At 35.8% G+C, this 13459-nt stretch carries 12 protein-coding genes; 5 read left to right on the plus strand and 7 right to left on the minus strand.

Features of this window, described 5'->3' with window-relative positions; translation table 11 throughout:
- Window positions 1–211 precede the first annotated feature (211 nt).
- A complete protein-coding gene (gcvP, locus tag ACSVH7_RS09445; RefSeq protein WP_438066447.1) occupies window positions 212–3061 on the minus strand; it encodes an aminomethyl-transferring glycine dehydrogenase in 2850 nt (949 codons plus the stop codon).
- A 228-nt stretch (window positions 3062–3289) separates the two neighbouring features.
- Here gcvP and ACSVH7_RS09450 point away from each other — a divergent pair, with 228 nt between their 5' ends.
- Both ACSVH7_RS09450 and ACSVH7_RS09455 read left to right on the plus strand, forming a co-directional pair.
- Window positions 3290–4105, plus strand: coding sequence for a hypothetical protein (locus tag ACSVH7_RS09450; protein WP_438066448.1), 816 nt, complete (start codon window positions 3290–3292; stop codon window positions 4103–4105).
- A 171-nt stretch (window positions 4106–4276) separates the two neighbouring features.
- A complete protein-coding gene (locus tag ACSVH7_RS09455; RefSeq protein WP_438066449.1) occupies window positions 4277–5389 on the plus strand; it encodes an ATP-binding protein in 1113 nt (370 codons plus the stop codon).
- Between the two features lie 55 nt (window positions 5390–5444).
- Here the strand turns inward: ACSVH7_RS09455 and ACSVH7_RS09460 are convergent, their stop codons facing one another.
- The 6 genes from ACSVH7_RS09460 to ACSVH7_RS09485 form a co-directional block, all read right to left on the minus strand.
- Complete coding sequence (locus ACSVH7_RS09460; RefSeq protein WP_438066450.1) at window positions 5445–7472, minus strand: M3 family metallopeptidase; 2028 nt, start codon at window positions 7470–7472, stop codon at window positions 5445–5447.
- A 167-nt stretch (window positions 7473–7639) separates the two neighbouring features.
- Window positions 7640–8125: a 5-(carboxyamino)imidazole ribonucleotide mutase gene (gene purE, locus ACSVH7_RS09465; RefSeq protein WP_438066451.1), complete on the minus strand. Its 486-nt coding sequence runs from the start codon at window positions 8123–8125 to the stop codon at window positions 7640–7642.
- A 106-nt stretch (window positions 8126–8231) separates the two neighbouring features.
- Entirely contained in the window at window positions 8232–9392 is a 1161-nt protein-coding gene (locus ACSVH7_RS09470) for a 5-(carboxyamino)imidazole ribonucleotide synthase (RefSeq protein WP_438066452.1), read from the minus strand.
- A 48-nt stretch (window positions 9393–9440) separates the two neighbouring features.
- A complete protein-coding gene (locus ACSVH7_RS09475) occupies window positions 9441–9866 on the minus strand; it encodes a type II toxin-antitoxin system VapC family toxin (RefSeq protein ID WP_438066453.1) in 426 nt (141 codons plus the stop codon).
- Window positions 9856–10104 (minus strand): DUF6364 family protein, encoded by a 249-nt coding sequence (locus tag ACSVH7_RS09480; RefSeq protein WP_438066454.1) that lies wholly within the window; start codon window positions 10102–10104, stop codon window positions 9856–9858. The genes ACSVH7_RS09475 and ACSVH7_RS09480 overlap by 11 nt, the downstream gene beginning before the upstream one ends.
- Window positions 10105–10171: 67 nt before the next feature.
- Window positions 10172–10717: a hypothetical protein gene (locus ACSVH7_RS09485; protein WP_438066455.1), complete on the minus strand. Its 546-nt coding sequence runs from the start codon at window positions 10715–10717 to the stop codon at window positions 10172–10174.
- A 98-nt stretch (window positions 10718–10815) separates the two neighbouring features.
- Between ACSVH7_RS09485 and hpt the strand changes: the two genes are divergently transcribed.
- The 3 genes from hpt (at window position 10816) to ACSVH7_RS09500 (ending at window position 13434) form a co-directional block, all read left to right on the plus strand.
- Window positions 10816–11346 (plus strand): hypoxanthine phosphoribosyltransferase, encoded by a 531-nt coding sequence (gene hpt / locus ACSVH7_RS09490; RefSeq protein WP_438066456.1) that lies wholly within the window; start codon window positions 10816–10818, stop codon window positions 11344–11346.
- 71 nt (window positions 11347–11417) lie between these two features.
- A complete protein-coding gene (locus ACSVH7_RS09495) occupies window positions 11418–11990 on the plus strand; it encodes an adenylate kinase (RefSeq protein ID WP_438066457.1) in 573 nt (190 codons plus the stop codon).
- Window positions 11991–12210: 220 nt separating this feature from the next.
- Window positions 12211–13434, plus strand: coding sequence for a hemolysin family protein (locus ACSVH7_RS09500; RefSeq protein WP_438066458.1), 1224 nt, complete (start codon window positions 12211–12213; stop codon window positions 13432–13434).
- Window positions 13435–13459: the final 25 nt, after the last annotated feature.

Raw genomic sequence — 13459 nt, forward strand, 5'->3', positions numbered from 1 at the left:
AAAAATTAATCTAAGCTATAATTTTTACTATGCATGCATATAATTATCAAATACTAATTAATTTATAGAAATACTGTTTATTTTTTAATAATTTTTAAATTTTAGGAGGATTTCAATCGATTGAAACCAGTGTTTTTCCCGTTCATTGAAAAAGAAAAAACCCGACAAATTCAAAACTTGTCGGGTTATAGTAAGTACTTCAGCAATAGCCTTAACTTTCCATATATGCTTCAATAGGCGCACAGCTACAAACTAGGTTTCTGTCGCCATAAGCATCATCGGCTCTGCGCACAGTAGGCCAGAATTTGTTTTCGGCAATATACTCTAATGGGAAAGCAGCTTGTTCTCTGCTGTATGGGAAATCCCAAGTTTCAGCAGTTAGCATTGCTAAAGTATGTGGTGCATTTTTCAATACATTATTACTGTCCTCGATAGTTGCTGCTTCGATTTCTTTTCGGATGGAAATCATAGCGTCACAGAAACGATCCAATTCTTCTAAGTTTTCACTTTCGGTAGGTTCGATCATTAAGGTACCTGCTACTGGGAAAGAAACGGTTGGCGCGTGGAAACCATAATCCATCAAACGCTTAGCGATATCAGTTACTTCGATTCCTTTTTGTTTGAAAGGACGACATTCCAAAATCATTTCGTGTGCGGCACGCCCCATTTCACCAGAATATAAAGTGTCATAGTGACCGTTTAGTTTTTCTTTGATGTAGTTGGCATTTAAAATAGCGTGTTCCGTTGCTGATTTTAATCCTTCAGCACCTAACATTGAAATGTATCCGTAAGATATCAAGCAAACTAAAGCAGATCCCCAAGGTGCAGCAGAAATAGCGGTAATTGCATGTTCTCCTCCTGTTGGAATTACTGGGTTTGTTGGTAAAAATGGAACTAATTGAGGAGCTACACAAATTGGTCCAACACCTGGTCCACCACCACCGTGAGGGATAGCGAAGGTTTTGTGTAGGTTCAAGTGGCAAACATCAGCACCAATAGTAGCTGGATTGGTCAAACCTACTTGAGCGTTCATATTCGCACCGTCCATGTAAACTTGACCACCGTTATCGTGAATGATTTTGGTGATTTCTTGGATAGCACTTTCGAATACCCCGTGAGTAGATGGATAAGTAACCATCAAGCAAGAAAGGTTGTCTTTGTGTAGCATCGCTTTTTCACGTAAATCTTCTACGTCAATGTTTCCGTTTTCCAAAGTTTTGGTTACCACTACTTTCATGCCTGCCATAGCTGCAGATGCTGGGTTGGTTCCGTGAGCTGAAGATGGAATCAAAGCGATGTTTCTGTGGTGATCTCCACGAGATTGGTGGTACGCACGAATTACCATTAATCCGGCATATTCTCCTTGTGCTCCAGAGTTAGGTTGCAAAGTAGTACCAGCAAATCCTGTGATTACATTCAATTGTTGTTCTAATTTGCGCAACATTTCTTGGTATCCTTGCGCTTGATCTAGTGGAGCAAAAGGATGAATGTTATTCCATTGTGGGTTGCTTAATGGCAACATTTCTGAAGCTGCGTTCAATTTCATTGTACAAGAACCTAAGGAAATCATCGAATGGTTTAATGATAAATCTTTACGTTCTAGCATTTTGATGTAACGCATCATTGCTGATTCTGAATGGTATTTATTGAAAACGTCGTGTTGTAAAAACGAAGATGTTCTATTTAATTCTTCTGGGAAGTGGTTGGTTACTGTTAATTCAGTAATTTCAGGAGCTTGATTTCCTTTTGCGGCAGCGAAAATGCTAACAATTTTGGCTACGTCTTCGATGCTAGTAGTTTCGTTGAATGCAATAGAAACTGTTGCTTCGTCGATATAGAAGAAGTTGATGTTGTTTTGTTCCGCTACTGCTTTTATTTTTTGAGCCTCAGCTTTCACTACAATAGTATCGAAGAAAGCACTGTTGGTTTGCTCGTACCCTAATTTAGCCAATTCGTTAGCTGTTGTTGCAGCCACGGCGTGTACTTTATTAGCGATATAGCGTAAGCCTTTAGGTCCGTGATATACCGCATACATACCCGCCATTACAGACAATAATACTTGCGCCGTACAGATATTTGAAGTCGCTTTGTCACGTTTGATGTGTTGTTCGCGTGTTTGTAATGCCATACGAAGTGCACGGTTTCCGTTTGTGTCAACAGTTACACCGATTATTCTTCCCGGCATACTACGTTTGTATTCGTCTTTGGTTGCAAAATACGCTGCGTGAGGCCCACCATATCCTAATGGAATTCCGAAACGTTGTGTAGTACCAATCACTACAGCTGCTCCCATTTCGCCTGGAGGCGTCAATTTTGTTAAACTCAAAATATCTGCTGCAACGGCTACTTTTATTTCGTTAGCAGCTGCTTTTGAAATAAATTGTGAATAGTCATATACTTGACCGAATTTACCTGGATATTGCAACATAGCTCCAAAAAAGTCTTCCGAGAATTCGAAAGTTTCGTGGTTACCAACTACCAATTCTATTCCGATTGGCGTAGAACGTGTTTGCAAAACAGATAAAGTCTGTGGTAAAATTTCTTCAGAAACGAAGAATTTGTTGGTATTGTTTTTCTTTTGATCGCGGGTTCTTACATCAAAAAGTAAAGCCATAGCCTCAGCTGCTGCTGTACCTTCGTCAAGAAGTGAGGCATTGGCGATTTCCATACCTGTTAATTCAATCACCATCGTTTGGAAGTTCAAAATTGCTTCTAAACGACCTTGTGCGATTTCGGCTTGGTAAGGAGTGTAAGCGGTGTACCATCCTGGGTTTTCAAAAATATTTCTTTGAATAACAGCAGGAACAATCGCTTGGTGATATCCTAAACCAATATAAGATTGGAAAACTTTATTTTTATTACCTAATTCTTGAATGTGATTCGCAAATTCATATTCTGTCATTGCAGGATCCAATTGCAGTGGTGCTTTTAGACGAATGTCATCTGGAAGGGTTTCATAAACGAGTCGTTCTATAGAATCAACTCCAATGGTTTTCAACATGTGTTGAAGGTCATTCTCTCTTGGACCAATGTGTCTTAAAGCAAAAGCATCTGTTCTCATTTGTACTAAATAGTGTTTTTTATTTCTTTGTCAAAAGGAGTCAATTGTAATGTTTTGGATTACATTTGAATAAATCAAGATACACCTTAGACGAAGAACTGTAAGTGTTGTTTTTTTGATGCGCAAAAATAAGTATTATTAATAATTCTTAACCTATTTTACCGGGTATTTTTTATAGATTTTTCAACCAAATCTATCATTTGATTATAATTGATTAATTTTTGTTTAATGAAGATTTTCAGACAGTTATTTTATTTTTATATCAAAGGCAGCATTCATGTGGCTTTCTCGTGTTTGACCTTGTTGCTCATCACTCAACAACAGTTATTTTTTTTAAAGAGTTCCTCTTTAAATGGCTTTGTGTTTTTTAGTACACTGTTGGCTTACAATTTTGTCAAATACGAGTCCTTAGTTCGGGTTAAAAAAGTCAATTTTCGGAATGAATTAAAAGTAATTCTCGTGTTTAGTGGGCTGGTCTTTTTAGGGACTATATATTATTTCTTTCAATTGCAATGGAGCACTCAAGTAGGTGCTTTTTTTATTGTAATACTCACTTTGTTGTATGCTTTGCCTTTTTTTCCCAATCGGAGTAATGCTAGGAATTGGAAAGGGATTAAAATATATATTGTGTCTTTATGTTGGGCTTTGACGACTGTTGTATTACCTGCTTTAGAAGGAGGATTTTCATTAGATAGTACGGTGTTAATTTATGGTTTGCAGCGATTTATAATGGTATTTGTTTTGATCATCATTTTTGAAATTGTTGATTTGAAAAATGATGACCCTTTATTACGAACTGTACCTCAGCTAATCGGAGTTCAAAGAACTAAACATATTGGTTTTGGATTGTTGGTTTTAATTTGTCTTTTGGATTTTTTAATTGGCAACTTTCGTTTATTTTCTCTTTTTTTTATACTAATCACAGCCTTATTTTTGGCTTTTGCTCATGAAAATAGCGCTAAATATTACACCTTGTTTTGGGTGGAGTCGATACCAATTTTTTTGTTTTTGGCACAACTATCCATTGCTACAATACGTATCTAGTGAATATTATGTTTTAAAAATGTACTATTTTGCGAATATAATATCTTAAAAACATATTTATTGGTGAATATAATATCTAATAAACATATTATTTGGTGAATATGATATCTAAAAAACATATTTATTGGTGAATAATTGTTTTTTGTATTACCTTTGATTAAAAATAATACAATGATACTAAGGGATTTAATAGATAGAATAAAGAGTAGATTAAATAAGGGAAAAGTTATTGTGCTTGTAGGGCCGCGGCAGGTAGGAAAAACAACGTTGATCAATGCTTTATTGAAAGATATTTCGTATTTATTTTTGGACGGAGACGATTCAGTGGTCATGGATACTTTGTCAAACGCCAATACTGAAACGTTAAGAAGTATTATTGGGAATTATAAATATGTTTTTATTGATGAAGTTCAGCGTATTCCAAATATTGGTTTGAAGCTAAAAATTATGGTGGATCAAATTAAAGATGTTCAGGTAATTGTGAGCGGCTCCTCGGTTTTAGACATTCACAATCTAACACAAGAACCGCTCACAGGCAGGAAATTTGAGTTTCAAATGTTTCCGATTTCGTGGACTGAATTTGAAAATAATGTGGGCTATATCAAAGCGAAGCAGCAACTCGAACTTCGATTGTTGTACGGAATGTACCCAGACGTGATTACTAATTTTGGGGACGAATATGAGATTCTAAAAAATCTCGTGTCGAGTTATCTGTACAAAGATATTTTGGCATTGACCGGCATTCGAAAATCCGAAGTTTTAGAGAAAATTCTACAAGCATTGGCATTGCAAATTGGTAGCGAAGTGAGTTATAACGAAATCGCTCAGTTGGTAGGTGTCGATAAAAATACGGTTAGCAATTATATTGATTTACTTGAAAAAAGTTTTGTGATTTTTAGACTGAATAGTTTCAGTCGCAATGTTCGTAATGAAATTAAAGCCAATCGAAAAATATATTTCTATGATAATGGGGTTCGGAATATGCTGATAGGAAATTTTAATTTTTTGGAATTCCGTCAGGACAAAGGAGCGCTTTGGGAAAACTTCCTAATTTCAGAGCGAATGAAAGCGTTGAGTTATCAAAACAGTGTGGCGAAACCTTATTTTTGGCGTACCACTCAACAGCAAGAAGTAGATTATGTAGAAACCGTTGCAGATGGAGTTAATGCTTATGAATTCAAATGGAAAGCTAAAAAAGTAAAACTATCCAAAACTTTTTCAGATAATTATAAAGGCAGTTTTACGGTTGTAACTGCTGATAATTTTAGGGATTTTTTGAAATAAAAAAACCGAAGCATTGCATTGCTGCCTCGGTTTTCAATAGGAATGCTGAAATTAACTAAATCAACCCAGCACGTTTCAACAAAGCATCTGGTTTTGGTTCTTGCCCTCTAAAACGTTTGTACAATTCCATTGGCAATTCGGTGCCGCCTTTTGAAAGTACGTTGTCTTTGAATTTTGTCGCCACTTCTTTATTGAAAATGCCTTTTTCTTGAAAATAAGCGAACGCATCGGCATCGAGTACTTCTGCCCATTTGTAGCTGTAATAACCAGAAGAATAGCCTCCTGCAAAAATATGGGAGAAAGAAACCGACATACAATTTTCTAATACATCAGGATATAGGGAAGTGCCTTCAAAAGCTGTTTTTTCAAATGCTTTGATATTAGTGATTACACTTGGATTGTTACTATGAAAGGCCATATCCAAAATGCCAAAACTCAATTGGCGAAGCGTAGCCATCCCTTCTTGAAAACTGGCGCTTTCTTTTATTTTATCTACATATTCTTGTGGAATTATTTCGCCAGTTTCATAATGTTTAGCAAATAAAGCCAAAGCTTCAGGTTCGTAGCACCAGTTTTCCATCACCTGACTTGGTAGTTCCACAAAATCCCAATACACTGAGGTTCCTGATAAACTTGGATAGATAGTATTGGCCAACATACCGTGTAATCCGTGACCAAATTCGTGGAATAAAGTCGTTACTTCATTAAAAGTTAGTAATGAAGGTTTGGTGGCGGTTGGCTTGGTGAAATTACAAACATTCGAAATATGAGGTCTTTCGTTTATGCCGTCTTTAATGTATTGCGATTTGAAAGAAGTCATCCAAGCGCCGTTTCGTTTGCCTTTTCTTGGTAAAAAATCGGCGTAGAAAATAGCTACAAGTTCGCCAAATTCATCTTTTACTTCATATGTGGAAACTTCTTCGTGGTATTTATCGATGTCGAAAATTTCTGTAAAGGTTAATCCAAATAATTTATTGGCAATGGTAAACGCTCCGTTCAAAACATTTTCTAATTGAAAATAAGGTTTCAGCTTTTCGTCATCCAAATTGAATAATTTTTGCTTCAATTTTTCAGCATAATAAGCGCCATCCCATTTTTCTAATTGTTCAATGCCATCTAATTCTTTGGCGAAAGCAGATAATTCAGCAAACTCTTTTTCAGCAGCTGGTTTGGCTTTGGTCAACAAATCATTCAAAAACGATTTGACTTTGTCGGGATGTTGCGCCATTCTTTCTTCCAAAACAAAATGAGAATGCGTTTCATAGCCTAATAAATTAGCTCTTTCGAAGCGTAACTTGGCAATTTTCAAAGCAATTTCTTGATTGTCGAATTCGTTATTTTGAAAGGCTTTTTTACCAGCAGCGATTGCTATTTCTTTACGCAATTCACGATTGTCGGCATAGGTCACAAACGGAAGGTAACTTGGGAAATCCAAAGTGAAAATCCATCCTTCTAAATTCTTGCTTTTGGCCAATGCACTCGCCGCTTCTATAGCACCTTCAGGTAAACCTTTTAAATCGGCTTCATTAGTCAAATGCAATTGGTAGTTGTTGGTTTCGGCTAAAACATTTTCACTGAAAGTCAATTTGAGTTTAGCCAATTCCGTATCGATTTCGCGCAATTTTAGTTTGTCTTCTTCCGAAAGCAAGGCGCCATTTCGAGAAAAACTTTTGAATTTCTTGTCTAATAATGTCGCTTGTTCTGGCGATAAATTTAAGGTGTCTTTTTGCTCGTAAACGGTTTTTATTCTTTGGAATAAGGCTTCGTTTAAGGTGATATCGTTGCTGAATTCGGTCAACAAAGGCGAAACTTCTTGGGCGATTTTTTGCATCTCATCGCAAGTTTCGGCCGAATTCAAATTAAAAAAAATAGACGATAAACGGTCCAAAGCATTTCCTGAAAAATCCAAGGCCTCGATAGTGTTTTCGAAGTTTGGAGCAGCTGGATTGTTGATGATGGCATCAATTTCCGCTTTTGCTGCAGCGATATTCTCGATAAATGCAGGTTGGTAATCCTCCAATTTTATCTGAGAAAAGGGTGCAGTATTGTATTTCGTTTTGAAGGTAGAGGTTAAAATTTCCATATTTTACTGAAGGGACAGGTCGCGACCTGTCCGTACTTTTTTTTGATTATTATAATTTAAGATAGCGACCTGTCCGTACTTTTTTATAATTAATATTTATGATTGTGGAATCTGCCCATACTTTTATTGATTAATAATTTAAAATAGCCGATTTGTTCGTCGGTTATCTATTTTTTCAATCCTTCAGCCGCTTTGTTTACGGCATCTTTCAATCCTTCTTTATAAAGGACGATTTTATCTAAAACGCATTTATCAGCACTACCAATGATTTGGGCAGCCAAAATCCCAGCGTTTTTTGCACCATTTAAGGCAACAGTGGCAACTGGAACACCACCAGGCATTTGTAAAATCGACAATACAGAATCCCAACCATCAATTGAATTACTTGATTTTACTGGAACTCCGATTACTGGAAGTGGCGACATCGAAGCTACCATTCCTGGTAAATGTGCAGCGCCTCCAGCTCCAGCAATAATCACTGAAATACCTCGTTTGTGAGCGTTTTGGCTAAAATCAAATAATTTTTCTGGTGTTCTGTGCGCCGAAACAATATCGACTTCTACTGCTATATCAAATCCGTTAAGGATATCGATGGCGTCTTGCATTACAGGCATATCTGATATACTGCCCATTATTACGGCTACTTTGTTCATTGTTTTATATTTAAAGATTTAAAAATTAAATGATTTAAAGATTTTGGAAAGATAGAACTTTATGGTTTTACCAATTTTTTAATCTTTAAATTATTCAATCTTTTAATTATTGTGCAATCACTCTTATCGTATTCTTTACCTCCTCCGCAATTTTTCTTGCTTCAGCCATATTTTCATTGGCAATGGTCACGTGTCCCATTTTTCTGAAAGGACGGGTTTGTTTTTTACCATAAATATGGGGTGTAACGCCATTCCAACCTAAGATCGTTTCGATGTTTTCGTAAACCACCTCTCCAGAATGACCTTCGGCACCTACCAAATTGACCATAATTCCAGCTACTTTACTATCGGTGTTGCCTAAAGGTAAATCCAAAATGGCGCGCAAATGGTTTTCGAATTGCGAAGTATAACTCGCTTCAATACTGTAATGACCAGAATTGTGCGGGCGAGGCGCCACTTCATTTACTAGAATTTCATCGTCTTCGGTTTGAAACATTTCAACCGCCAAAAGTCCTACGTGATTGAATTGTTGTGAAACATTTAGTGCAATAGCTCTGGCTTTTTCGGCTACTTTTTGATCGATTCTGGCGGGACAGATTACATATTCTACCTGATTGGCTTCGGGATGAAATTCCATTTCGACCACAGGATAGGTTTTGATTTCGCCCGATGGATTGCGGCATACGATAACTGCTAATTCGTTTTTGAAAGGAATCATCGTTTCGGCAATGCATTCTACATTGGGTAACAAATCTAAATCCGTAGCTTTTCGCACCACTTTTACGCCGTTTCCGTCGTAACCAAATTCCGTACATTTCCACACAAAAGGCATTTTGATTGTAGATTGTAGATTAACGACTTCAGATTTCAGATTTTCAAGATTGGTAAACTTTTGGAAAGGAGCAGTTGGTATAGTATGTCTTAAATAAAATTCCTTTTGTATCCCTTTATTTTGAATCAAACGCAAGGTTTTAGGTGATGGATAAACTTTTTTGCCTTCGTTTTCTAGTTTTTCTAAGGCTTCTAGATTTACCAATTCGATTTCGAAAGTCAGCACATCGACTTGTTTTCCAAAGTTGTACACTGTATCAAAATCCATCAAATCGCCTTGGAAGAATTGGTTACAAGCGATTTTGCAAGGCGCTTCGTCGCTAGGGTCTAGTACATAGGTTTGTATGTCGAATTTTCGAGTGTCAAACAACAGCATTTTGCCTAATTGTCCGCCACCTAATATGCCTAGTTTAAAATCAGAAGAAAAATAATTCATTTTTTAGTTATTGTTTAGTAACGATTAAATGCATTTGCTTTGCTCGTGTTATTTGGTAATTATATTTAAAAATTCGTCTGGAGTGAAAACACTAATCTCTGAAAATTTAAAATCTTTCAAATCTCTAGTGATTATGCAATCCATTGTGTTTATTGATTGTGCTGTGATAATTTGTATAGCATCTTCAAAATCTTTGTGACTGGATTTGAGGCTTTTTTTTAAAATAGATTCTGTTACAGCAATTATAGAAATAGTGTCTAATAAATCTTCAATAATAGAACGTAATTCTTTTTCGTCAACTACCCTTTTTGCGATATAGTGCATAGTGGCAATAGAATGAGAGGAAGAATACATTTTGATTTTATGGCGTTCACAATAGTCGAAAATTAAAATAACATTCTTTGAAAAGGGTAATCTATTCGCAACAATGTCCACTAAAATATTGGTGTCAAGAAAAATATTTTTAAAAACCATATTTCTCTTTATAATGTTCTTCTTTTGCTTTGTCTAAGTCAAAATCAGGTGGAAGTGTAATCCTGCCAATCAATTTTTTTACTTTTGGGTGAATGTCTTCTGCCATTTCTGATTTGTCGGTTAGGTTTTTGAAATAATTTTCTACCAATTCAGACAAACTTCTCCCCGTTTTTTTTGCATACAATTTTGCATCTTCTATAACTGTTTTTTCTAACGATAATGTGAGTTTGGTGTTCATATACGTATAGTTTTTGCAAATGTACGGATAATTTTTATTTTCGTTTATTTTTGAAAATAGAAAAACGCTACTTAATTTTCTTCAAAATCTCCCTTGAAACGGCCTTGTAGGCTGCGGATTGAGTGGGATAGTCTTTTTCGATGATGATTTGTAACTCAGGATAAATCCAATCATTCGATTTTCCTAGTACAAATAGAGCGCGGATACAGTAGCATTTGGCCGCTACCTTGGTGTCAGATATCAACCAATCAAAGCAGCATTCCGTTATTTGCTCAAGATGTTTTGGGCTTAGTTTTATTGTTTTCTTTTTAAAATGATTTTCAACCAATAGTTGAATTACTTTGGCAACTGGACGAATCGCACTTTCATGCTGGAGCTGATTTAGATGCGAACAAAAAAAATCCAAATGCGGTTGCAGCCATTCTAATTGATTATAAGCCACTTGTTCCAAAACCCAACAGGCTTTGTATGACTTTTCATCATCAGTAGCAAAACAAAGTTGTAATAATGTTTCAAAATGTGCGGGATCGTTCAAAACAAATTGTGCAGCAAGTACTCTTTTGTCGCGGTAACCGCTTACATAATCTAGATGGGACAACAGTTCAGCGCTCATTTTGGATGGTTTTAATTTAAAAATACAAATTTAAAATCAATTGTGAATTGTCAAATCCGAATTCTGTATCTTTGTGCATTATTTTAAATCTAAAAATAATGATACAACTTCACGATAAACAATTTGTTCCGTTTATTGCGGCTAGCGAAATAGATTTTGCTATCACAAAACTAGCGAAACAAATTCAAGATGATTTTGCAGAAGAAACTCCTGTTTTTGTAGGAGTATTAAATGGTTCATTTATGGTAGTTGCTGATTTGGTAAAAAAATATACCGGTCCATGCGAAGTAAGTTTTGTAAAAATGGCTTCTTATGAAGGTGTTGCTACTACCGAAAACGTAAAACAGTTAATAGGCTTAAATCAAGATCTTACGGGACGTTCTGTGATCATTATTGAAGATATCGTCGATACCGGAAATACTTTGGTCGAGCTTAAAGAACTATTTAAAAGTCAAAATGTTAAGCATCTAAAAATTGCCACTCTTTTCTTTAAGCCGGATGCTTATAAAAAAGATGTCAAAATTGATTATATTGGAATTCGTATTCCTAATAAATTCATAGTTGGCTATGGTTTAGATTATGACGGAATTGGACGTAATTTGCCAGAAGTATATCAGTTAAGCGAATAAACAAAAATATAAATTCACAACCTTAGAAGTCCCTTTTTTTAAGGGTACTGTTTATAAATTTTTTTTAAAAAATGATCAACATAGTTTTATTTGGGAAACCAGGTGCAGGAAAAGGAACTCAAGCAGAATTCCTAAAAGAAAAATACCAATTAGTTCATATCTCGACCGGAGATGTCTTTCGTTTTAATTTAAAAAACGATACGGAATTAGGAAAACAAGCACGCGTTTACATGGATGCGGGCGATTTGGTTCCAGATGAATTAACTACCAAAATGTTGATTGACGAAGTAAACAAGCATTTGGATGCCAAAGGAATTTTGTTCGATGGTTATCCAAGAACCATTTCTCAAGCCGAAGCATTAGATGTCTTTTTGCCAACTATCGGTAGCCAAGTAACTGCGACTGTTGCGCTAGAAGCTGATGACGAAGTACTAGTGGCACGTTTGCTTGAAAGAGGAAAAACAAGCGGTAGAGTAGACGACCAAGACGAAGAAAAAATCAGAAACCGTTACCAAGAATACAATGAAAAAACTGCCCCTTTGATGGATTATTACAAGGCGCAAAACAAATTTCACGCTGTAGATGGTATAGGAAGTATTCAAGAAATTACCGAAAGACTTACTCAAGTTATCGATAATTTATAGAAGCATTTCCAGCTGTACGTTACAAGTCCTCCTCTTGTGGTTTGTTTTTGTAAAGCATCGCCCAAGCTTCTTTTAGTCGCTTAGCGCTACTTACAAAAACTAAACCACAAGAGTCCGGGCTTTTCTCTTCCATCTGGGCTAAAAAGAAGTTTAACTAATAAATATACAATTGGAAATACTCATTATCTTTTTTCTTATACTCCTAAATGGAGTTTTTTCAATGTCAGAAATTGCATTGATTTCAGCAAGGAAAAATAGATTAGAAACAGCTGCAAAAAAAGGAAATAAAAGTGCAAAAACAGCATTAGATTTAGCCAATTCTCCCAATAAGTTTTTGTCAACCGTACAAATAGGAATCACTCTAATTGGTATTTTGACAGGTATTTATTCTGGAGATAAAATCACCAAAGACGTAGAACTTTTTATACAAAGCTATGAAGTTTTTCAACCCTATGCCCACTCCATTGCAGTAGGAATTGTGGTTGTCGTTCTTACCTTTTTCTCTTTAGTATTAGGCGAGTTGTTGCCCAAACGAATTGGTCTCAACCACCCAGAGTCGATTGCTAAGACTGTAGCGATGCCAATGAAATTTATTTCGATAATCACGGCTCCGTTTATATGGTTACTTACATCTTCTACAGATGCTATTTTAGATATTTTGCAAATCAAACCTACTGCAGACGGCAAAGTAACCGAGGAAGAAATCAAAGCCATTATCAAAGAAGGAACAGAAGGAGGCGAAGTACAAGAAATAGAACAAGATATTGTAGAGCGCGTTTTTCATATTGGTGACCGAAAAGTCAACTCTTTAATGACGCACCGTAAGTCTGTAGTTTTCTTGCCATTTAATGCCAACAAAGAACAAGTAAGGCAGTTAATGTTGAAAGAATTGCATTCCATTTACCCAGTTTATGGAGAAAATTTTGACGACATAGTAGGCGTGGTCAACTTAAAAAACATATTCTCTAATTTTGAAAATGATACTTTCAATTTAGCGGATATTATGACCGAAGCGCCTTTTATTATGGAACAAACTACCGCTTACACGGCTTTGGAGAATTTCAAAAAAACAGGTATCCATTATGCCTTTGTTTCTGATGAGTATGGCGATTTTCAAGGGGTGATTACCTTGAATGATATTTTAGAAGCTTTAGTAGGTGATGCTGCTGAGTTTTATAAAGATGATTTTCAATTAATAGAAAGAGAAGATGGCTCTTGGTTGGTAGATGGACATTATTCACTGCACGATTTCTTAACCTTTTTTGAGCTAGATGAATTAATAAATGATTATGAAGTAACCACAGTGAGTGGCTTGATAATGACTGAATTGTCTCGTATTCCAAAACAAGGAGAAAAATTGATTTGGCAAAAATTTGAGCTAGAAGTAATCGATATGGACGGTGTGAAGATAGATAAGGTAATGGTGAAAGCCTTGAATGGTTAATTTGGTTTAGGATTTAATTGTTTAA

The organism is Flavobacterium sp. TSSA_36 (assembly GCF_051547165.1).
Taxonomy (GTDB): Bacteria; Bacteroidota; Bacteroidia; order Flavobacteriales; family Flavobacteriaceae; genus Flavobacterium.

Coding starts and splice junctions, on each gene's coding strand:
- gcvP (WP_438066447.1), bottom strand. CDS start 3,061: ATGAGAACAGATGCTTTTGCTTTAAGACACATTGGTCCAAGAGAGAAT.
- ACSVH7_RS09450 (WP_438066448.1), top strand. CDS start 3,290: ATGAAGATTTTCAGACAGTTATTTTATTTTTATATCAAAGGCAGCATT.
- ACSVH7_RS09455 (WP_438066449.1), top strand. CDS start 4,277: ATGATACTAAGGGATTTAATAGATAGAATAAAGAGTAGATTAAATAAG.
- ACSVH7_RS09460 (WP_438066450.1), bottom strand. CDS start 7,472: ATGGAAATTTTAACCTCTACCTTCAAAACGAAATACAATACTGCACCC.
- purE (WP_438066451.1), bottom strand. CDS start 8,125: ATGAACAAAGTAGCCGTAATAATGGGCAGTATATCAGATATGCCTGTA.
- ACSVH7_RS09470 (WP_438066452.1), bottom strand. CDS start 9,392: ATGAATTATTTTTCTTCTGATTTTAAACTAGGCATATTAGGTGGCGGA.
- ACSVH7_RS09475 (WP_438066453.1), bottom strand. CDS start 9,866: ATGGTTTTTAAAAATATTTTTCTTGACACCAATATTTTAGTGGACATT.
- ACSVH7_RS09480 (WP_438066454.1), bottom strand. CDS start 10,104: ATGAACACCAAACTCACATTATCGTTAGAAAAAACAGTTATAGAAGAT.
- ACSVH7_RS09485 (WP_438066455.1), bottom strand. CDS start 10,717: ATGAGCGCTGAACTGTTGTCCCATCTAGATTATGTAAGCGGTTACCGC.
- hpt (WP_438066456.1), top strand. CDS start 10,816: ATGATACAACTTCACGATAAACAATTTGTTCCGTTTATTGCGGCTAGC.
- ACSVH7_RS09495 (WP_438066457.1), top strand. CDS start 11,418: ATGATCAACATAGTTTTATTTGGGAAACCAGGTGCAGGAAAAGGAACT.
- ACSVH7_RS09500 (WP_438066458.1), top strand. CDS start 12,211: ATGTCAGAAATTGCATTGATTTCAGCAAGGAAAAATAGATTAGAAACA.